The sequence below is a fragment of the Desulfovibrio subterraneus genome, from assembly GCF_013340285.1.
Classification (GTDB): domain Bacteria; phylum Desulfobacterota; class Desulfovibrionia; order Desulfovibrionales; family Desulfovibrionaceae; genus Halodesulfovibrio; species Halodesulfovibrio subterraneus.
On sequence record NZ_BLVO01000004.1, the window covers coordinates 64,420 to 85,265 of the forward strand.

A 20,846-nucleotide genomic window follows, 5' to 3' on the forward strand; every position below is an offset into this window, starting at 1 on the left:
AACAAGGCCATTGTTTCCTCATTTGTTATCAGAAGGTTATCTGGAATACTTTACAGTATACCTCGCAAGAAAACAAAGGCAACAAAAAACTCGAAACTCCTGTTATAACGCTTTGCCTTGCAACTTGTTTCCGAAGAACCGCAGGAGGATATCATTCACGGCCTTATGCACTGCCTCCCGGTCCGCGCTGCCCGAATCCCGGCATATGGCAGGATAATTCGCCTGCATGCGCTCCGAACAAACCGAGTGAAGGGTAAAGCTCGTTGCATCGGACAATATAAAATAGCTGGTACTTTCCGGCAGCAACGTGCGCAGATACCGTGCATGCAGGTCCGGCATATTCATGGCGTCCTGTTCCGCCTCGATCATCACCACGGGTACCTGCATGGAAGCCACCCCCTGCGCCGTGAAGAGCATTCCGTAGCCCGGGGCCAGAAGCGCAAGGCACCTGACTCTGGGGTCCTGCCAGGCACGGCCTTCAACTGGCAACAGCTGCTGCGGGGTCTTCTCCATGAAACGGGCAAGGCGCGCATGGGACCATTCGGAACAATAGGGATCATCCATACCCGCCCGCGTGCAATAGGTGCGCAACCCCGCTGGGTCGGGCACGGCTCCCGCCAGCAGCATGGCACCGGCGGCACCGGCTCCGTAGCCGATCACGCCAATGCTGCTCATATCGGCAATGGGGCCAAGTTCCGGATGCGCGGCCACGACATCCAGCGCCTGCTGCAGATGGTACGGTCTGTCGGTCACCTGATGTTCCGTGTAGATGCGGGAGGTATCAAGGTAATTATCGCCGGGATGCGTGGGGGCAATAACCACAAATCCCCTTCGCGCCAGAAATTCCGCCGTATCATGGTGTGACAGGCCCGATTCCGCGGCAGCGTGGGAAAGGAGGATTACCGGAAACTTACCCTCTTCAGGCATCCCTTCACGGGCGGCGGAGAGAGTATACGGCTCAAGAAACACCGGCCGCTCGGGACGAATAGTCGGATACCATACATAAATGGCTATCCGCGATCCTGAGTTCTCTTCCCATGCGTTCAGGATATGCAGCCCCACCCGGCCGCCATCCGACTCGCCCGCACCCATGGTCCATCCCGGCACCGCAAGACACAGCAGGCACGGTACTACCGCACAGAAAACCAACAGCTTTCCCGCAAGACCGGAGACCGGCCCGGCAACGCCTCGCACACAAGAACCGGCCACCCGCCGCAATGACAATATTAGCATAATCACTCCGATACGAAATTGCGCAACAGGTAGCCTATCCGGAAACCCGAAGCAAGCAGAACAAGGCCCTACGCCGCCCGGCCGTCTCCCCCCTTCATGGCCCACGGCACAAGACCTGTGAGCCTTCCCGGCCATACCATTCCTCCTGATCCGCGAATGGACGTAGAGGAGTAGCACGCATCCTGAAAGGCTACGCGGAAACGCGCAAAATTTATTAATGTCGACAATCGACTGTTTTTCTTAGGGATTGCCTTTCCATCTGAATTTCATATATATTCCCCTGCTTCTCACGCTTGCGATTTTTGTGGTACATTCTGCATGAAAATGCGCAGGAATTGCTGAAAAATGCAGCAATACCCCTGAATTACGCTTTTGTATAAAAAAACTTGCGAAGCATTTGGGTATTTAAACAATTTTTGACAATTCCGTCTTTCCACGTTAGTGTGCCACGCAGTATGCTCCGAGATCCCTTTATGGATCTTGGTGTAAAATTCGGAGGTTGAGGAGAGTGGTTAGGGATCATCTTTACTCCATATGTTGAGCGACAATGAGGAGAGCTTCGATGAAGAAATTGATTCACGCGCTGTTACTCGGACTGGTGCTGTCACTGATGCTGTCGGGAATTTCCTGGGCCGACACCATCAAGATCGGCGTGCAGGCCCCCCTGACGGGCAAATATGCCTCCGAAGGGCAGGACATGAAGAACATTGTGGACATTCTTGCAGAAAAAGTGAACGCCGCTGGGGGCGTGAACGGCAAGAAGGTTGAAATCATCGCGGAAGACGACGCGTTTGATCCCAAAACGGCCGCACTGGCCGCACAGCGCCTGACCACCAGCGGAGTGGTTGCAGTCATAGGCACTTACGGTTCCGCCATCACGGAAGCCGCACAGGGTATCTACGACGAGGCGGAAGTCATTCAGATCGCCACCGGTTCCACCATGGTGCGTCTGACTGAAAAAGGCATGAAGTATTTCTTCCGCACCTGCCCCCGCGATGACGCGCAGGGCGCAGCTGCTGCCAGCATCATCAAGAGCTTCGGCAGCAAGCGCATCGCCATTCTGCATGACAACAGCTCCTACTCCAAGGGTCTGGCAGAAGAAACCAAGGCGCTGCTCGATCCTTCCACCATCGTATTCTACGATGCTCTTACTCCCGGCGAACAGGACTACACCACCATTCTGACCAAGGTCAAAGGCTCCAACCCTGACCTGCTCTACTTCCCCGGCTACTACAACGAAGCCGGTCTGCTGCTCCGTCAGAAGATGGAAATGAAGTGGAACGTGCCCATGCTGGGCGGCGATGCCACCAACAATGCCGACCTCGTGAAGATCGCCGGTGTTGAAGCTGCCAAGGGATTCATGTTTGTAGGCCCTCCCGGTGTTAACGACCTGGACGATCCCGCCACCAAGGAATTTCTTGCAACGTACAAGGCCCGTTTCAACGTCATGCCCGCTTCCATATGGTCCGTATTCGCAGGTGATGCATTCAACGTTATCATCGAAGCCGTCAAGCAGACCGGTTCCACCGAGCCTGAAAAGATCGCTGAATACTTCCACAAGGGTCTGAAGGACTACCCGAGCCTCACCGGCACCATATCTTTTGATGCCAAGGGTGACCGCGCAGGTAAGTTCTACCGCCTGAGCAAGGTCAACGAGAAGGGCGAATTCATCCTTCAGTAACCTTTCGGCCCGTTCGCGGGGCGCGGACGGCCAGACCGGCCGCGCCCCGATTTTCGCTGCGCTTCATCTGCTACCACGGGACACTCCATGGAAGAGTTTTTTCAGCAATTGACCAACGGTCTTGCGGTGGGAGGCATCTATGCCCTTATCGCATTGGGATACACCATGGTGTATGGTGTACTTAAGCTTATCAACTTTGCTCACGGCGATCTGTTCACCATAGGGGCCTTTCTGGGGCTCACGCTGCTCACCTCGCTGGGACTGACCGACCATCTGGGAGCTTTCGCCGGAGTGGTGGTGCTGGCTGCGATGGTTATCGTGCTGGTTGGCCTCATCGGATTCCTGCTTGAGCGCACGGCATATCGCCCGCTGCGCAATTCTCCCCGCCTTTCCGCCGTGGTGAGCGCACTCGGGGCTTCCATCTTTTTCCAGAATGCCGTCATGCTCATCTGGGGTGCCCGCCCTCTGGTCTATCCTCATAACATCCTGCCCAAGACCATCGTCTCGATCTTCGGCATGGATGTTCCGCTTGTGCGCATCATCATGCTGGGCACGTCGCTCGTGCTGATGTACGCCCTGTATTATCTCACCCACAAGACCAAGATCGGCGCAGCCATCCGCGCCGCGGCCATAGATCAGGGCGCGGCCAAGCTCATGGGCATTGACGTGAACCGCGTCATTGCTCTGGTGTTCTGTATCGGACCCGCACTGGGCGGTGCCGCAGGCGTGATGGTCGGCCTCTACTACGGCCAGATCAGCTTCACCATGGGCTGGCTCTACGGTCTCAAGGCATTTACCGCAGCCATTCTCGGCGGCATCGGCAACATCCCCGGTGCCATGGTCGGCGGCCTTCTGCTCGGCGTTATCGAATCATTGGGTGCCGCCTACATCTCGATCGCATGGAAGGACGCCATTTCCTTCCTCGTACTCATTCTCATTCTGATAATCAGACCCACCGGACTGCTCGGCGAAAGGGTGGCAGACAAGGTATGATGGATAAACGCACACTCGCGCTGTTTGCTGGCTGTATCCTGTTCGGCATTCTGCCCATGTTCATCAACCCATACTGGACCGACGTATTGAACAACGTGGGCCTGTATACCATTCTGGCGCTCAGCCTGAATATCATCCTCGGCCATGCCGGACTGTTCCACATGGGCCATGCCGCCTTCTACGCTGTAGGTGCCTACACCACAGCCATTCTGAACACCCAGTACGGCGTACCGGTCATGTACACCATGCCCCTTGCCGGACTTCTGGCAGGCATTTTTGCCTTGATCGTGGCGCGTCCCATCATCCACCTGCGCGGCGACTATCTGCTTATCGTCACCATCGGGATCGTGGAAATCGTACGCATTGCCCTTGTGAACGACATTTTCGGCCTCACAGGCGGTGCCAACGGCATTTTCGGCATTGCCCGCCCCTCCATGTTCGGTTTCAAGATCAAGAAGCCGGAACACTTCTTCTACCTGATATGGGGCTTCTGTCTGCTCACCATCTTCTTCATGCACAGGCTTGAGAATTCCCGCTTCGGGCGGGCGCTCAACTATATCAAGGAAGACGATGTCGCGGCGGAAGGCTCCGGCATAGACACGGCCTACTACAAGCTTATCGCGTTTGTACTCGGTGCTTTCTGGGCAGGAATGACCGGCACCATCTTCGCCGCAAAGATGACCATCATCTCCCCTGAATCCTTCTCTTTCTGGGAATCCGTCGTGCTCTTCACCATCGTCATCCTCGGCGGCATGGGCTCCATACGCGGCGTGCTGGTGGGTGCATTCCTCATCATCGGACTGCCGGAACTGTTCCGCGAACTTGCCATGTGGCGTATGCTGGTCTTCGGTCTGGCCATGATCCTGATGATGATCTTCCGCACACAGGGTCTCATTCCGCCTCCTCCCCGCAAGTACGATGTACTTGCCTATCTTAAGGATGCAATAAAGCCGTCCGCTGCCTCCGCAGAAGGAGGTGCACGCTGATGAGCCTGGTGCAGCTGAAAGATCTTACCAAAACCTTCGGCGGCCTTGTGGCCGTGAATGATGTCTCGTTCAATGTGGAACAGGGTTCCATCGTGGGGCTCATCGGCCCCAACGGAGCCGGAAAGACCACAGTGTTCAACCTTATTACGGGCAACTATATCCCTGATACCGGACAGGTGCTCTTTGACGGCAAGGATCTGGTGGGCATGCGCACGAACCGTATCGTGCAGCATGGCATTGCCCGTACCTTCCAGACCATCCGGCTGTTCCAGAACATGAGCGCTCTGGAAAACGTGCTCTCGGGCTGCCACTGTCGCATGCAGTCCGGTGTGTTTTCCGCCATGTTCCGCACTCCCGCGCAAAAACGCGAGGAACGGCTTGCCGTGGACCGCGCCATGGGTGAACTGCAGTTCGTGGGGCTTCTCGACCAGTGGAACAACGCTGCCAAGAACCTTTCCTACGGCAAGCAGCGTCTTCTGGAAATCGCACGCGCCCTTGCCACGCAACCGCGGTTCATCATTCTTGATGAACCCGCAGGCGGCATGAACGATCAGGAAACTCAGGAACTTATTGAGCTCATCAAGGCTATCCGCGACCGTGGCATCACCGTACTGCTCATTGAACACGACATGAGCCTTGTCATGAAGGTCTGCGAGCACCTTGTAGTGCTGGAATACGGAGCCGTTATCGCACAGGGCGGCCCCAGTGAGATCAAGAACAATCCGCGCGTCATCGAGGCCTACCTCGGTGTCGACGACGATTTGCTCTAGGGAGATTGCCGGAATGCTCGAAATTCGTAACCTGCATGTGAACTACGGCAATGTGGAAGCCCTGCACGGAATCAATCTTTCCGTGCAGAAAGGGGAAATCGTCACCATTCTCGGTGCCAACGGCGCGGGAAAATCCACCACCCTCAACGCCATCTGCGGACTCGTAAAGGCAACCAAGGGCGAAATACTGTTCAACGGCGAGCCGCTGCATACCCAGCGGGCGCACACCATCGTATCCAAGGGCATAGCCCAGTCGCCGGAAGGCCGCCGCGTGTTCTCCACCCTCACGGTGGCGGAAAACATGATGCTCGGCGCCTTCACCATCAAGGACAAGGCGCTCATCAGCAAGAACGAGGATTGGATATATGATCTGTTCCCCCGTCTTGCCGAACGCCGCGACCAGCTGGCAGGCACTCTTTCAGGCGGTGAACAGCAGATGCTCGCCATCGGCCGCGCCCTCATGGCCAACCCGCGCATCCTGCTGCTGGATGAGCCGTCGCTCGGCCTTGCCCCCATTCTGGTGAAATCCATCTTCGACACAGTGCGTACCATCAACTCCCACGGCGTGACCGTGGTACTGGTGGAACAGAACGCCCGCGCAGCGCTCAAGCTGGCCAACCGTGGCTATGTCATGGAAGTGGGTAACATCGTGCTCGAAGACAAGGCCGCAAGCCTGCTCAACAACCCGGATATCCAGAAGGCTTATCTGGGCGGCGGACACTAGGCTCCCCACGAGGCTCACCTTGCAGACACAAAAAAGCCCTCCTTCCGGAGGGCTTTTTCTTTCACATATCCATTACATACTGCTCAATGCAAGGTTGTCTGCCCGCAGCATGGCCGACTTGAGATCCTTCAGGACGTTTCCGTCCCCGAAGCGGTTGAGCGTGCCCAGCTTGGTCAGCACAAAGGTCACCCTTTCCTGCAGGCCGCATACAACCAGTTGTATATGCATTCTGCTGGCATGGGCGATAAAGGTCTCCAGAGCATGAATGGCCGTCGCATCAATGGTTGGCACGTTATCCATGCGGATGACGATGACCTTGGGTGGCTCGCGCAGCGAATGCAGCACACCGAGGAACCGCTCGGCCACACCGAAGAAGAACGGCCCTTCAATTTCATAAATCATGACGGATGAGGGGCAGAACGCACTGTCCGCACAGGCCGCGCGCGAATCATTGGAAAGGTCTTCAGCCTGCTGGTCTCCGGCACCGCCAAGACGCAGATTGCCCACCTCGCTCATGCGGCGCATGAACAGCAGCGCGGCGAGCACCACGCCCACCTGCACGGCAACGGTCAGGTCCACCAGCACCGTAAGCAGGAATGTAGTCATGAGAACGAACACATCGGAACGTGGCGCACGCAGCAGGCGCGCAAACTTGTGCGTTTCACTCATGTCCCACGCCACGATACACAGAACCCCCGCAAGGCTGGCCAGCGGAATGAGCGAGGCCAGAGGCGCTAGGCAGATCATGAACAGAGCAAGGGTAATTGCATGTATGATCCCCGCCACGGGCGACACGGCCCCCGCACGGATATTCGTGGCCGTACGGGCGATGGCACCGGTAGCAGGAATACCGCCGAACAAGCCGGATGCCACGTTGGCAATACCCTGTGCCACAAGCTCCGTAGACGGCTCATGGCGCTCGCCTGTCATACCGTCGGCCACCACCGCGCTCAGCAGTGATTCGATACCGGCGAGCAGCGCAATGGCCAGAGCGTCCGGCAGCATGGTGGCCGCCAGTGCCAGAAAGTCGTGCGGCATGGAGAACGAAGGCAGTGTGGCCGGAATGCCGCCGAAACGGGAACCGATGGTTTCCACCTCAAGCCCGCCTAGCCAGACAACCAGCATGGAAGAGACAATACCCACAATGTGCGCAGGCACACGGGGACAGAACCGGCGGATGAGCACCATGGCAAGAATCGTCACGCCGCCCGCAATGACAGCGCCGTGCTGCATGGTGCCTATGCCGCTCCAGCAGGATTCAAGCTTGCCGATGAACTCCGGCGGCTGCGCCCCGATCTGCAGACCCAGCAAATCCTTGATCTGCGATGAGAAGATATAGAGCCCGATACCGGCCGTAAAACCTGTGGTCACGGGATACGGTATGAACTGCAGCACCTTGCCGAGCTTGAAGAACCCCATGAGCATGAGGAAGAAACCGGCCATGATGGTGGCAACAACAAGACCTTCATAGCCGTGACGGGCAATGACGCCTGCCACGATAACGACGAAGGCCCCTGTGGGACCGCCAATCTGGAACCGGGAACCGCCGAGCAGCGAGATAAGGGCACCGGCGACAATGGCCGTGAAAAGCCCCCGTTCCGGCGGTGCTCCTGAAGCTATGGCGAACGCCATGGCCAGCGGCAAGGCAACAACGCCCACCGTCAGACCGGCGCACAGGTCGCGGGTAAATAATGGTAAGGAATACCCCGCCTTCAAAACAGAAAGCAGAGAGGGCCTGATCTTGAACGAGACCAGGCCGGAACGCTGATCACTCATGGTAACCTCCGAATAGAATCCTTGCGAACAAGGCTCTGAACGGCTTGGTCACGGTCCGGCAGCGCTGGAAGTGTGTCGGGCCGACCGACCCCGCATCTCCGGAAATCCTCATATTCCGGTACGTTCTGACACAGGGTGTCGTCAGGGCTGTTGTATGGAGTATTCACTAACCCCCCAGAAACACAGTTGCAACACTTATTATTTGCACCAGTGCATTAAAAAAAGACACTGTCACAACATATAAATACAGGCACTTCTTCCATCAGCAGCATATCTTTTTGAGGTATCCGCATAAATACTGTGCATTCTGCTTGACAGCTTCTTCCAAGCTGTTATCTTTGAATCAAGGTTAGGAAACGTCTCATTCAACCTTCAGCCAACATCTAAACACAGTTTCAGTTTGTAGGCTTTAGGCCCTGGCCAGAAATCAACATCATGCCTTAATTCCGAACCGGGATCTCCGCACCAGCGGGGGTCCCGTTCTTCATTAGTCAGCCCGCCTTTTCCCCCGCTGCATTGACTGCGACTCTGCACCTTTGCCCCGCAGGGCTTGTTCTGCCTTGACGCCCTGCAGTAAAGGAACTATCATCTCAAGTTCGCAAATTACAATTTACACCACGATATCAAGAGGTTGCAGTTGAGTACGGACAACCGGCCCGATTGGGTCGCCCCAGAAGACCTGCCCGCCCATGTATCCATTATCATGGATGGCAACGGGCGTTGGGCAAAAGCCCGGGGGCTTGAAAGAACGGAAGGACACCGCGCCGGAACGGAAACCGTCCGCACAATCGTCCGTGAGGCCAGGGCTCTGGGCATCCGCCACCTTACCCTCTATACGTTTTCGAGCGAGAACTGGGCGCGCCCCAAGCACGAAGTGGGCTTTCTGTTCGAGTTGCTTGTTTCGTTCCTGAAAAGGGAACTGCCGGAACTCATGGAACAGAACATCCGCCTGCAGATTCTGGGTGAACTGAAGGATCTGCCGCTCCCTGCCCGCACTGCCCTGCAGCACGCCATAAAAAAAACCGCAGCCAACACGGCCATGACGCTGAACCTTGCCTTGAACTATTCCGGGCGGGGCGAGATAGTGCGGGCCGTGAAAGCCATAGTTGCCAAAGGCATTTCCCCCGATGAGATCGACGAGGCAACCATCTCGGACCACCTGTATTCCGCAGGCCAGCCCGATCCGGACCTCATGATACGCACCAGCGGCGAAGAACGCCTCTCCAACTTTCTGCTGTATCAGCATGCATACAGCGAGTTCCATTTCACCACGACCTACTGGCCAGATTTCAGCGTGGAGGAGTTTCGCTCCGCGCTCTGTGCATACGCCAACCGCGAAAGACGGTTCGGCAAGACCGGAGACCAGATCAAGGCATGACCGACTCACATAAACAACGCTGGATAACCTCCCTCGTCGTCCTTCCCTTTCTCATCATTTCCCTGCTGCTCGGCGGGCGGGCTCTTTTTGCGGCAACCCTGATCGTTGCCGCTGCCGGTCAGTATGAGTTCTACTCCATGTTCTGGCCCGGCAGACGCAACCTCGTCTACAAGCTGCTCGGCTGCCTTCTCGGTGCCGGAGTTCTCTACGGGGCGCACATAGACAGCCAGTACACCATGCTGGCCTGTATTACCGGCGCGTTCTGGATGGGAGCCATCGGCTTTCTGGTCCGCTACGGCATGGGCGAGGACCACTCGGTCCGCTTTGAAGAAGCCAACATCCTCACGGCGGGTATTCTGTACCTGCCGCTGGTCATACAGATAGCCCTGCGCCTCACGCCAGTGGAAGCGGCCCTCGTCCTGCTGGCCTGTTTCGCCTCGGACATCGGCGGCTTTTATACCGGCTGCAAGTTCGGCAAGCACAAAATATGGCCTACCGTGAGCCCCAAGAAAACGTGGGAAGGTTCACTCGGCGGCATGACACTCTGCATGATAGTCTGTCTCGCCATAGGTCTTGCTTCCGGCTCCGCGCCGTGGTGGGCATGGCTGATGCTCGGCCTGTTCCTGAACATTGCCTCGCAGTGCGGTGACTTTTTCGAGTCCGCTCTCAAGCGGACCCTCGGGGTCAAGGATTCCGGCACGCTCCTGCCCGGTCATGGCGGCATCCTTGACCGGATCGATTCCATTCTGCTCGCCCTGCCAGCCTATGCGCTGGCCCGTGCCGTATACACCTTCTTCTAGGTTATCGGAGAGCTAACCACATGACCTCCCAGTCTACGGACTATACACTCGACCTTGAGCGGCTGGACGACCATCTGGACCGCGTCATGCAGATCATAGGCGACCACATCCGCACCGTGCGGACCGACCCTGTGGTCGCGCAGACCAGCTTTGAAAAGGTACGCGCCTCGTTCCCCTCGGAACTGCCGTATCAGGGAAACGATCCCGATCAGGTGCTGGATGAGGTTGTCGCCTCCTTCCCGCCCGTGAATACCCGCATCGGCCACCCCCGCTTTCTGGCGTGGATAACCACAAGCCCCTCGCCCGCCGGAACCATAGGCGAGCTGCTCAGCGTGGGATTCAATCAGGCTCCCCTGTCCTTCAAGGGCGGGCCTGCGGCTACGGCGCTTGAGAACATCGTACTCACGTGGTTTTCCGAAATCTTCGGCTACGGCGAGGGCTGGGGCGGCACGCTCGTTTCCGGCGGAACCGTGGCCAACCTCATGGGCATTACCGTTGCCCGACAGGCCCACGTACCCAACGTGGCGGAAAAAGGCCTGCAGGGCATTGAAAAGCCCATCACCCTGTACGTATCCGATCAGGGACACATGTCCATTTCGCGCTCGGCAATGCTGCTGGGTATTGGACACGACCACGTCCGCAGCATTCCTTCGGACGAAAATTTCCGCATGCGGGTGGATGCCCTGCGCGAAGCCGTTGAGGCAGACCACAAGGCCGGCTTCCATCCCTTCTGCGTTGTGGCGCAGGCGGGTTCTGTTTCCACGGGTGCCATCGATCCGCTCAACGATCTTGCCGACTTCTGCGAAGATCAGGGCCTGTGGCTGCACGTTGATGCGGCCTACGGCGGCGCCGCCCTGCTTTCCGAAACGCACCGGCCCAAACTGCACGGCATCAATCGCGCAGATTCCGTCTGCGTTGACCCGCACAAGTGGTTCTTCGTACCGCTGGAATGCGGCATCACACTCTTCAAGAGCAGCGCTCAGCAGAAAGCCACGTTCAGGGCCAAGGCTGCCTATCTCGGGCAGGAATCGGACTGGGATCTGAAGAACACCAATTTCCAGCTTTCACGGCAGGGGCGCGCGCTCAAGCTGTGGTTCTCGTTCCGCACCTACGGACTGGACCGGCTTGCCGCCATTGTGGACAGAAACTGCGCCATGGCACAGCTCTTCCTGACACTTGCCGCTGCCTCTCCCAACTGGACTCCGGCCGCACCTGCCGACCTTTCCATCGCCTGCGCCCGCTTCGTTCCCGAAGGGCATGAACGTTGGACGCAGGAAGAACTGGACCAGCTGCACATTGACCTGCTTGCGGAACTGGAGCGTAGCGGAAAGGGCTTTCTCACCCCTGCGCGCATCGGCGGCAAGGCCGCTGTTCGCCTGTGCATTGCCAACCATCGCACCACCGAAGACGACATCCGCCTGCTCTTCGACGTGATGACCGAGATCGGCCTGCGCCTTTCCGCCAACGGCCCCCGTCAGGCACAGGGCACTGCAGAAGGTTCCCGCACATGATCAATTACATATCTCCCCTGCCGGACGCCGCGTGGGCTGATGCATTTCCCCGCCCCGTGGTCATTCTGGGGTCAACCGGCTCCATAGGCACAAGCGCCCTGCAGGTACTTCGCGAACAGCCGCACATGTTCAGGGTGATCGGCCTTGCCGGTGCCCGCAATGTGGAACTGCTCGCCCGTCAGGCGGGAGAATGGCGCCCCCCCTATCTTGCCGTGCTGGATGCTGCCGCGGCGCAAAATCTCAAGGCTGCGCTGCCTGCGGGCTACACCCCTACCATTCTGCACGGGCCGGACGGTTACGCGCGGCTCGCCACGTTGGATGAAGCCACAACTGTTCTGTCCGCACAGGTTGGCGCTGCCGGCCTGCGGGCCACCTTTGCTGCTGCAAAGGCAGGCAAGGTCATTGCCCTTGCCAACAAGGAATCACTTGTTCTGGCTGGCGACCTCATACGGGAAGTCTGCCGCACGTCAGGTGCCTCCATCCTGCCTGTGGATTCTGAACACAACGCCATATTTCAGGCGCTGTGTGGTCATGACGGCGCAGATGTCCGCCGCATAATCCTCACGGCCTCGGGCGGCCCTTTCCGCGGCAGGGACCGGGAATTTCTCGGCTCAGTCACGCGGGCGCAGGCGCTTGCCCATCCAAACTGGTCCATGGGCGCAAAGATTTCCATAGATTCTGCAACGCTCATGAACAAAGGGCTTGAGGTCATTGAAGCGCATCACCTGTATGGACTTGCGCTCGACAGGATAGATGTGGTCGTTCACCCCCAGTCCATTATCCATTCTCTGGTGGAATATTCCGACTGTTCGCAGATAGCCCACATGGGCCCGCCGGATATGCGCATTGCCATCGGCTACTGTATGGGATGGCCGAAACTCCTGAATACCGGGGTCCGTCCGCTGGACCTTGTGAAGTGCGGCCCCTTGACCTTTGAAGAACCGGATATATCCTCCTTTCCATGTCTGGAGCTTGCGCGTGAGTCTCTGCGGGGGGGCAATGGACTGCCTGTAGTACTTAACGCCGCAAACGAAGTGGCCGTGGAGAGCTTTCTGCACGACCGCATAGGCTTCGCCACCATTCCCGAGCTTATAGAACGGGCCATGCGTACCCATGACGGTTCGCAACCTGAATCCCTTGACGATATCGAAGCGCTAGACGCTGCTACCCGCGCACGCGTGCGCGAATGGGCGACCTGATCTCACCCCCAGCACGGAGCAAAGAACAACCATGACCAGCGCCATAGCCATTATCCTTGTCCTTGGCGGACTGATATTTTTTCATGAACTCGGCCATTTTGCCGTCGCCCGCCTGTTCGGCATTGGCGTACGGGCCTTTTCACTTGGTTTCGGACCTGTCATTCTCAAAAAGCAGTACGGCAAGACCGAATACCGCCTTTCCGCCGTACCGCTGGGCGGATATGTCTCGCTCGCAGGCGAAAACGACGAGAATGATCTTACCGGCGGCTTCACCGACGCCGAAAGCTTCATCAAACGCCCCACATGGCACCGCATGTGCGTCATTGTGGCAGGCCCCATTGCCAACCTTATTCTGGCCTTCTTCATCTACTGGGGCTTGTTCTGGAACAGCGGGCAGATGTTCATGGCACCGGAAATTGGCGACGTACGCGCGGGCACACCTGCAGCGAGCGTCGGCCTTCTTGCCGGTGACTCGGTTCTGGATATCGCCGGAACCCCCATCAAGTACTGGAACGACGTTGCGGATACCATAGGCAAGAGCGGCGGGAGCGAAATCACCGTCACGGTGGACCGGCAGGGGCAGGTGCTGAGCTTTGATGTTGTGCCTGAGCGCCTTACCCGCAAGAATATTTTCGGAGAAGAGGAAGAGAGCTTCCTCATCGGTATAGCCGCTTCCGGCAAAACCATTTCGGTCCCGCTCAATGGCGGCTCTGCTGCCGTGGCCGGTCTTGAACAGACGTGGGATATGATTGTCATCACCGCGCAGGGCTTTGCCAAGATCATTCAGCGCGTCATTCCCATGGACAACGTGGGCGGTCCCATCATGATCGCCCAGATGGTCAGCCAGCAGACCGAGCACGGCGTTGCCGCAGTTCTGGCTCTGGCGGCACTCATCAGCGTCAACCTTGGCCTGCTGAACCTGCTGCCCGTTCCCGTGCTCGACGGCGGACACCTTGTCATGCTGCTCATAGAAACCGTCATCCGCAGGCCCGTGCCGCCCCGCGTCATGGACATTGCCTCGCGTATCGGCATTCTGCTGCTCATAACCCTCATGATCTGGGCCACGTTCAACGATGTACGCAGACTCTAGCCTCACCCTTATCCTGAACGGAGCAGAAGCCCGCCTGCAGATTCTCTGTGGCAACGGAAGCGAACTGCTGTTTTCGCAGGAATGGTTCACGCCGCGACACGGCATGCAGGTGCTTGTGCCAGCCCTTATGGAAGGACTTGCCCGCATGGGGCTGTCTCTGCGTCAGGTGGGCCGCATAGCCATTGTCCGCGGCCCGGGCTCTTTCACCGGACTGCGGCTCGTCCTCTCAACGGCGCTGGGCATGGCACGCCCGCTGAACATGACCATGGGCGGCATCGGGTACATGGACGCCCTTGCCGCAGACCCGCTGGCACTGGCAGGCGAAAGACCTGTCTGGACAGTCACCCATGCACGCCGGGGCATTGTACACCTGCAGGGCTTCTGCAACACCGCAGGTGCGCCCGGAACGCTCTGCCAGCCGGACTCCGCAACACTGGAAGATGCCGCAGCGCGCATTGCCGCCAGCGGCCCCTGTCCCGTACTGCTGGGAACGGGTATACGCAAGAATCTCGATTTCTTTGCCGAGGCGCTGCCACAGGCCCTCGTGCTGCCGGAACGCTTTGATCATCCGGCCCCCGAGACCCTGCTGGCGCTGGCACAGACAGTAGACTATTCAACCGACCCTGTTGATCCGCTCTATATCCGCCCCTGCGATGCGGAAGAAAATCTGGACAGCATAGCAGCCGCAAAAGGCTTGAATCCTGAAGAAGCCCGCGCCACGCTGGCAAAACTGACGACAGCGTAACAGCACACACGCCAAAAATTCTGCCCCGCTTTCAGAATAAGAGCGGGGCATTTTTTTATGCAAAGCCCACCTATTCGCCGTTCCGGCTAAAGATACCGTCACCCTGTCCGATATATATTGTGAGGCAGACAACCTTCCCCGCTTCGATCCTGAAACAGGGTGATTCCAGCCATACGCTGGCATCGGCCTTGCATCTCTCGGGTTGGAATATTTTATCTGGGAAAAAACTGCCCGAGGTATCCTATGGCTGAATTAATGTCTGGCGGCATACACTTCTCCGGTCTCGCATCCGGTAGCGATTTTGACACGATGATCACTCAGCTGAAAAAAGTTGAGTCCATCCAGGTAAATCGCATGAAGCTTTGGAAGGGCGACTGGCAAAAGCGTGTCGATGCATTTGGCACCATCAACACAGAGATTCAGAACTTTCAGAGTGTGGTCCAGAAAATGGATACCATGTCTGAATTTCTTGCAAAATCCGCTACCAGTTCCTTTGACACCGTTGCCACTGCCACCACGGATGCCAAAGCCACAGAAGGCGTATATAAGATCTCTGTCGGCCAGCTTGCCCGCAATGCCATGTGGACCTACAACTCCGGATTTGCCGACAAAACATCCAAGGTTAACACTTCTGGCACCAACCAGACATTTCAGTACACTTACAAGGGTACACAGCGGACACTCTCGGTCGGTCCCGACACCACCGTTGAAGGGTTGGTCAATATCATTAATAGCGATCCCAACAACCCTGGGGTTAAGGCGGGCCTTGTAAAGAATGGCAACGTATACAACTTGCAGATTCGCGGAATGGACTTGGGCGCGGCCAATGAAATGACCATTGATGCCGGAACCAACCTCTCCAATCTGCCGGCACCCAACGGTAGCGGGACAGATTGGAACAGGCAGACAGCGCAAAACGCTTTCTTCCGGATAAATGACTGGCCGCCTCTGAATCTTGACCAGCCTGAACTCAGCTTCATTCAATCCGAGTCGAACACAGTCTCGGAGGCTATTGAGGGATTGACTCTAACCCTCAAAGACGTTGGAACCACCCAAATTACCGTTGCAACCGACACTGAGAAGATCAAACAGAACATCCAGGATTTCGTAGACGGCATGAACGCCGTCCGCACCAAGATGATCGAGTTGACAAAGGTTAGTGCCAACAAAGAGGCCTCGGACCCGAATAAGGGAACGTCACAATTCGATGCGGAAAAGGGGTCGGTACTTACCGGTAACTACGGTGTGCAGTTACTCTCTTCCCGTCTGAAGCTGGCCGTTTCCGGAAGAGGCGACGGCTTTGACTACTATTCTGATGCAAACGGCGGAGAAGGCGATTATTACTCTACGCTGGCACACATAGGCATCCTGACCGTGGCGGACCAGAGCGACAAGGATAACGGTCTGCTCCGCATCGACATGGAGAAGCTGGACAAGGCACTTGCCAAAGACCCCACGGCCGTTGCCGAACTTTTTGCAGCAGACGGCATAGGCACATCTGATTCCCAGCACTTCTCCTACTACTCGCAGATCAAGGGAATCACCAAACCCGGTATCTATGATGTCACCTATGATGTTGACGCCACGGGCAAAATCATTAACGCCAAGATTGGCGGACAGAATGCCAGCATTGACCAGAACACGCACCAGATATCCTCTCTCACAGGCGACTCACGCGGCCTTGTCATACAGGTAAACAACCTTGTTGCGGGCAGCTACTCTGATACGGTCCGCCTCAAGCAGGGCAAAGCCGGTCAGATGGACGACATTCTCAAGGATGTTCTCAGTTCCGACGGAACGTTGAAAATTATTGAGAAGAACTATGAAGATATCATGGATGAGATCGATAAGAAGATAGAACGCGAATCTGACCGCATCATCCGGTGGGAACGCTCCATCCGGCTCAGATTTGCCCGACTCGAAGCGACGCTCACGAAATACAACGGCCAGATGGAATCCCTGAGCAAGCAGGTATCCCAGCTGACCCAGAAGTAGGAGAATTCCATGCAGAAAGCAGCCAAGGCTTACTTTCAGACACAGGTAGCGACCACCTCACAGGGTAAGCTGCTCCTGATGCTCTATGACGGCTGCATCAAGTTTCTCAATCAGTCCAAGGTCAAGATCGAGGAACGGGATTATGCCCAGAAGGGTATACTCATCTCTAAAGCCCTTGATGTTATCAATGAACTGGACAGCAGCCTGAATGCAGAAAAAGGCGGAGAACTGGCGGAGAACCTGCATAAGCTGTATTTCTACTGCTCTACCCGTCTGCTCAATGCCAACCTGAAAATGGATATCGGCTACATTGACGAGGTCATCAAGATTCTGTCTGGACTGCGCAGTGCCTATGCGCAGATCATTGATACTCCCGAGGCAGCCGCTGCAGCCGCAATGACCACTCCGGTGCAGACGGGGCAGACCAATGTGACGCATAATCCCATGGGCGGCATCCCCAAACCGGCAGCTTTTGGCGGAGCCAAGGGCCCCATGCCCAAGGCAAACGCCTTTGCCATGCAGGCACAGGCTGCCACGGCTCCTGCTCAGGAATCAGGTATACGGCCGGGCGCCCCGACAGGCGGATATGCAAAACCGGCCCAGTCCCAGCAGGCCACCCCGCCTGCTCAGGGCCAGCCGGTGCAGACCACAGCGCCTGCCGAGCCTGATGTCACCGCGCCGCAGCAGGCGCAGCCGGATTCCACGGACAGCAAGCCGCTGGACTTTTCCGGCAAACGGCTTTCAGGTGCCGCCATGTACCGGAAGATTGCAGCACACAACAATCCATAAAACAAAAAAGCGGGAGGCCCCAAAGCCTCCCGCTCTCTTTTTGCAGCATATCCGCTCAGCCTAGAAGGCCTTGTCGCCACCTGTAGCTTCCGCTTCCTTTTCAGCCCTGCGCAACGGTTCGGTCCAGGCCAGAATCGGTTTGCCCATGTCGCGCGACAGTGCCTGCATTATGGCTCCCGTAGGGTCTGAAGGCAGGCGGGTGCGGGCAGAAAAAATGATATAGTCGCGGGTCTGCTCGCTCTGCATCATGCCGGCATGCGCCATGGACCACACCAGCGCCCCTGTCACTGTGTCATACACTTCCAGCTGCATGGCCACATAGGTATCGCTGACTGAACCACCGGCCATATAATTGGTTATGTAGCCGCCTATGGCAAGGTCGGCACCCCGCTGTCTGGCAAGCGCTATGGCCCGCTGGGGCGTGTAATACTCCACATAGTCAGCAAACTCGATAACAGGAAATACCTCGTCCGCCACCCACGACTGCCACACAAGACGGGAAAGTTCCCGGCTTATGTGCTGCCCCTGCGGAATATCAACTTTGGGCATGAAGGGGAAAAACAGCGCGGTGGGTTCCACCACAGGTTCTTCTTTCGGATGCACGTATACCTGCACGGCGCCTTTGCGCACCCACTGGTCCCACACTATCTGCGAGGTGGACGTCAGGGATGATGAATAGCCATCGGGCGCAATATGAGACGCCGACTCTTTGACAGAGTCCATGAAACCGCCCTCACCCCCGTCCCCCGACCGTGCGCCGGAGCAGGCGGAGATCATGAGCATGTATATAAAAAAGGCAATGTATACGAACTGTTGCAGATACCGCATAATGACAGACCTTCTTGTTTGTTGCGTCATGGTTGCATCGCGCCGATACGTGACGTTATGCAATTTGCAAAATCAGTGCCTGCCAGCAGCCAAAAGAGTCCAAGAATTCATCAAGAATTCGTAAGACGACTCCCCGTCTGATCCGGGCAGGCAACAGGACAACAGCATTCAGGAAGGAGATACAGACAGGAACACGCTGGCGGGCCGTTAACGGCAGGCAACTGCAAATGACGCTAGCCCAGATTCTGGCAGCACGGAGCACATGCCTGGACGCTGCCTGTCGGCATAATTAGCCGTATGCACCATGGGTGATCTGAGCATGCGCCGTCCGCAAAAGAGTGAGGAAATTACTGTATACGGTCTGTAGGCGCAGGCACGCTCTGCATGGAATCGAGCAGTTGGGCGCGGGAGCGCTCAAGGGAATGGTGCAATTCAAGCCGCCGCTGGGCGGAGAGGCGATGAAATTCCATACGCTCCGTCAGGTCTATGAGCTGCCCCACCTCACTGCGGATACGCTGGATACGGGCAGTGCGATCCGGCACATCCGGATATACGCGCTCCGCAACCCCTGCCAGCTCCTGCAGCTCCACGGCAAGCACGCGAATCCCCTCAGGCGAGATTTTCTTCGAGTACCGCACCCTGTCGCGAATATCTTCCGCAATGCGTTTCAGCCATCCCAGCATGCATAGCTCCGGCTTTTATCGGTAGCCCTTATTCTCCCCTAGACCGCCGTTCCAGATCCTACACCCACAAACCAGAACACAGCAACGAGAATAAGCACAAATACGGGCAGTACCGCCAGTATAGCCTGCTTCCAGTCCGCTTCATGCGCCTGCCGCAGTCCCACAATGGCAAGAATCAGAAACCAAAGCTGTGCCCCCGCGAAGCCTGCCAGAGGCAGCACGCCCAGAAGACCGGCAGCGCTGCTGTACACCATGACACGGAATGTGGTTGCAAAGGATTTGCACCGCGAGAACACAAGACGGAGAAGCAGATGGCAGACAATGCTCATTATCATGAGCCTGCCGAAGGCATATCCGAGCAGACCGAGAGCCATACTCCCCAGAGACAGACCTTCTGCGGATACGGCAGGCAGGGCAATACCGGCCGCAGCAAGGGAGTCACCCCACAGGCTGTGGAGAAGGGACAGGGAACCGGTTTCCAGCCCCACAGAGAGAAGCGCTATAAACAGGAAGAACAGGAAAGGAGCAGCAAAGCCGCCCGCGCCCTGAATGCAGCCGAAAAAGCTGGAAGGAGAAAACAATGCCAGACCGAGTGTCTTACGCCACGCGGCAAACAGGCCGAGCTTACCTCTGTTTTCCCAGGGTATCTGCATTTCCACGGAGGAATGGCGGATGAAAGCACTTACACCGGAATGATCACCGTCGCCCATGGCGGCAATGGCGTCCCAAATGTCACCTTTGCCCCCATGATCTTCGAAATCACTGATGGTTCCGAGATGTCTGTGGGGTTTGGACGACGCGGGCGCGGCGGCAACCGGCTCATGCGCATCCTCCGGTGTCTCGGGAGCATCATCTGCCCCGGGCTCGTCATACTGCCGCATTTCAGCACCGCCGTGCGGCCTGATGACCGTATAGACGGTTTCCTCGTCGTACGCGGCGGCAGCGTCGTATTCATCGTCCTGAACGGTACGGGCGGCATAGGCAGCCTGTTCCATATCCGTACCGGCAACGTCATCTTCTGCGTCATCACCTGCAGGCGCATCATGCAGCACAGAGCCATCGCGCGCGTCAGAATCAGCAGCAGGGTCAGCATCAGAATCCATACCAGAGGCATCTGCGTCAATATAGGATTCTGCAGTCGGAGATACGGGCGATACGGCGGAACGACGCACCACATATTCCACTTCTGCAGCGGCAGCATGCGCATCTGGCCCTTCATGAGCATAATCCGTTTCAGGCTGCGCATCAGGGGCAACTTCCGGAGCAGTTTCACGCTCGCCATACGCAGAAGCAACGTCTTCCGCATAGGCAGCGTCCCTGCCCGCGGCGTCTGCGCTTCCGGCTTCCGGTTCCGGCGAGGCATGATGCCCGTGGGCCGCCTGTTCGTCTCCGTCTCTCAAGGCCGGATGCACATAGGGAGAATCCTGAACTTCCATACTCTCCACAGGAGATACAACGTCAGGAATATCCACGACATATTCGCGGAACCGAAATTTGAAGCGGCACTTGGGGCAGGTCGCAAGCTGGGCGGTGGGCGGAATCTTTGAAAGATCCACCTGACGTTCGAACAGACATTCAGGGCAACGTATGAGCATGAACTATCCCTTTAGAAAATATAACCCATTGTACGACCGGCAAATTGGCAAATCAAGAGTGATAGCCGGA

General features: G+C 57.1%; 18 protein-coding genes. 13 read left to right on the forward strand and 5 right to left on the reverse strand.

Annotated elements, in window-relative coordinates:
* Positions 1 to 102: 102 nt before the first annotated feature.
* A complete protein-coding gene (locus HUV30_RS00775) occupies positions 103 to 1,233 on the reverse strand; it encodes an alpha/beta hydrolase family protein (protein WP_174403495.1) in 1,131 nt (376 codons plus the stop codon).
* A 562-nt stretch (positions 1,234 to 1,795) separates the two neighbouring features.
* Between HUV30_RS00775 and HUV30_RS00780 the strand changes: the two genes are divergently transcribed.
* From HUV30_RS00780 to HUV30_RS00800, 5 genes are all read left to right on the forward strand, one after another.
* On the forward strand, positions 1,796 to 2,914 hold the full coding sequence (locus tag HUV30_RS00780) for a branched-chain amino acid ABC transporter substrate-binding protein (RefSeq protein ID WP_174403496.1): 1,119 nt from the start codon (positions 1,796 to 1,798) through the stop codon (positions 2,912 to 2,914).
* Between the two features lie 87 nt (positions 2,915 to 3,001).
* Positions 3,002 to 3,907 carry a branched-chain amino acid ABC transporter permease gene (locus HUV30_RS00785; protein ID WP_174403497.1) on the forward strand — a complete coding sequence of 302 codons (906 nt, stop codon included), beginning with the start codon at positions 3,002 to 3,004 and terminating at the stop codon, positions 3,905 to 3,907.
* The gene (locus HUV30_RS00790; RefSeq protein ID WP_373869320.1) at positions 3,907 to 4,893 is read left to right on the forward strand and encodes a branched-chain amino acid ABC transporter permease; all 987 of its coding nucleotides are present in this window, start codon (positions 3,907 to 3,909) and stop codon (positions 4,891 to 4,893) included. The genes HUV30_RS00785 and HUV30_RS00790 overlap by 1 nt, the downstream gene beginning before the upstream one ends.
* Positions 4,893 to 5,663, forward strand: a complete 771-nt coding sequence (locus tag HUV30_RS00795) for an ABC transporter ATP-binding protein (RefSeq protein WP_174403499.1) — start codon at positions 4,893 to 4,895, stop codon at positions 5,661 to 5,663. The genes HUV30_RS00790 and HUV30_RS00795 overlap by 1 nt, the downstream gene beginning before the upstream one ends.
* Positions 5,664 to 5,676: 13 nt before the next feature.
* Positions 5,677 to 6,387 (forward strand): ABC transporter ATP-binding protein, encoded by a 711-nt coding sequence (locus tag HUV30_RS00800; protein WP_174403500.1) that lies wholly within the window; start codon positions 5,677 to 5,679, stop codon positions 6,385 to 6,387.
* Between the two features lie 72 nt (positions 6,388 to 6,459).
* Here HUV30_RS00800 and HUV30_RS00805 read toward each other — a convergent pair whose 3' ends face one another.
* Positions 6,460 to 8,163: a SulP family inorganic anion transporter gene (locus tag HUV30_RS00805; protein WP_174403501.1), complete on the reverse strand. Its 1,704-nt coding sequence runs from the start codon at positions 8,161 to 8,163 to the stop codon at positions 6,460 to 6,462.
* A gap of 637 nt (positions 8,164 to 8,800) precedes the next feature.
* Between HUV30_RS00805 and uppS the strand changes: the two genes are divergently transcribed.
* From uppS to fliS, 8 genes are all read left to right on the forward strand, one after another.
* Positions 8,801 to 9,541, forward strand: coding sequence for an undecaprenyl pyrophosphate synthase (gene uppS, locus HUV30_RS00810; protein WP_276512303.1), 741 nt, complete (start codon positions 8,801 to 8,803; stop codon positions 9,539 to 9,541).
* Positions 9,538 to 10,341, forward strand: a complete 804-nt coding sequence (locus HUV30_RS00815) for a phosphatidate cytidylyltransferase (protein WP_174403502.1) — start codon at positions 9,538 to 9,540, stop codon at positions 10,339 to 10,341. The genes uppS and HUV30_RS00815 overlap by 4 nt, the downstream gene beginning before the upstream one ends.
* A gap of 20 nt (positions 10,342 to 10,361) precedes the next feature.
* Positions 10,362 to 11,852 (forward strand): pyridoxal phosphate-dependent decarboxylase family protein, encoded by a 1,491-nt coding sequence (locus tag HUV30_RS00820; protein ID WP_174403503.1) that lies wholly within the window; start codon positions 10,362 to 10,364, stop codon positions 11,850 to 11,852.
* The gene (dxr, locus tag HUV30_RS00825; RefSeq protein ID WP_174403504.1) at positions 11,849 to 13,051 is read left to right on the forward strand and encodes a 1-deoxy-D-xylulose-5-phosphate reductoisomerase; all 1,203 of its coding nucleotides are present in this window, start codon (positions 11,849 to 11,851) and stop codon (positions 13,049 to 13,051) included. The genes HUV30_RS00820 and dxr overlap by 4 nt, the downstream gene beginning before the upstream one ends.
* Positions 13,052 to 13,082: 31 nt before the next feature.
* Positions 13,083 to 14,141 carry an RIP metalloprotease RseP gene (rseP, locus tag HUV30_RS00830; protein ID WP_174403505.1) on the forward strand — a complete coding sequence of 353 codons (1,059 nt, stop codon included), beginning with the start codon at positions 13,083 to 13,085 and terminating at the stop codon, positions 14,139 to 14,141.
* On the forward strand, positions 14,125 to 14,886 hold the full coding sequence (tsaB, locus tag HUV30_RS00835) for a tRNA (adenosine(37)-N6)-threonylcarbamoyltransferase complex dimerization subunit type 1 TsaB (RefSeq protein WP_174403506.1): 762 nt from the start codon (positions 14,125 to 14,127) through the stop codon (positions 14,884 to 14,886). Before rseP ends, tsaB begins: the two co-directional genes overlap by 17 nt.
* 255 nt (positions 14,887 to 15,141) lie before the next feature.
* Positions 15,142 to 16,881 (forward strand): flagellar filament capping protein FliD, encoded by a 1,740-nt coding sequence (gene fliD / locus HUV30_RS00840; protein WP_243452046.1) that lies wholly within the window; start codon positions 15,142 to 15,144, stop codon positions 16,879 to 16,881.
* 9 nt (positions 16,882 to 16,890) lie between these two features.
* Positions 16,891 to 17,670 carry a flagellar export chaperone FliS gene (fliS, locus tag HUV30_RS00845; protein ID WP_174403508.1) on the forward strand — a complete coding sequence of 260 codons (780 nt, stop codon included), beginning with the start codon at positions 16,891 to 16,893 and terminating at the stop codon, positions 17,668 to 17,670.
* A gap of 60 nt (positions 17,671 to 17,730) precedes the next feature.
* On the opposite strand, the gene HUV30_RS00850 is transcribed toward fliS, so the two are convergent.
* The 3 genes from HUV30_RS00850 to HUV30_RS18325 form a co-directional block, all read right to left on the reverse strand.
* Positions 17,731 to 18,393 (reverse strand): hypothetical protein, encoded by a 663-nt coding sequence (locus HUV30_RS00850; RefSeq protein ID WP_174403509.1) that lies wholly within the window; start codon positions 18,391 to 18,393, stop codon positions 17,731 to 17,733.
* A 452-nt stretch (positions 18,394 to 18,845) separates the two neighbouring features.
* Complete coding sequence (locus tag HUV30_RS00855; RefSeq protein ID WP_174403510.1) at positions 18,846 to 19,181, reverse strand: hypothetical protein; 336 nt, start codon at positions 19,179 to 19,181, stop codon at positions 18,846 to 18,848.
* 38 nt (positions 19,182 to 19,219) lie between these two features.
* Complete coding sequence (locus tag HUV30_RS18325; RefSeq protein ID WP_243452026.1) at positions 19,220 to 20,776, reverse strand: YIP1 family protein; 1,557 nt, start codon at positions 20,774 to 20,776, stop codon at positions 19,220 to 19,222.
* Positions 20,777 to 20,846: the final 70 nt, after the last annotated feature.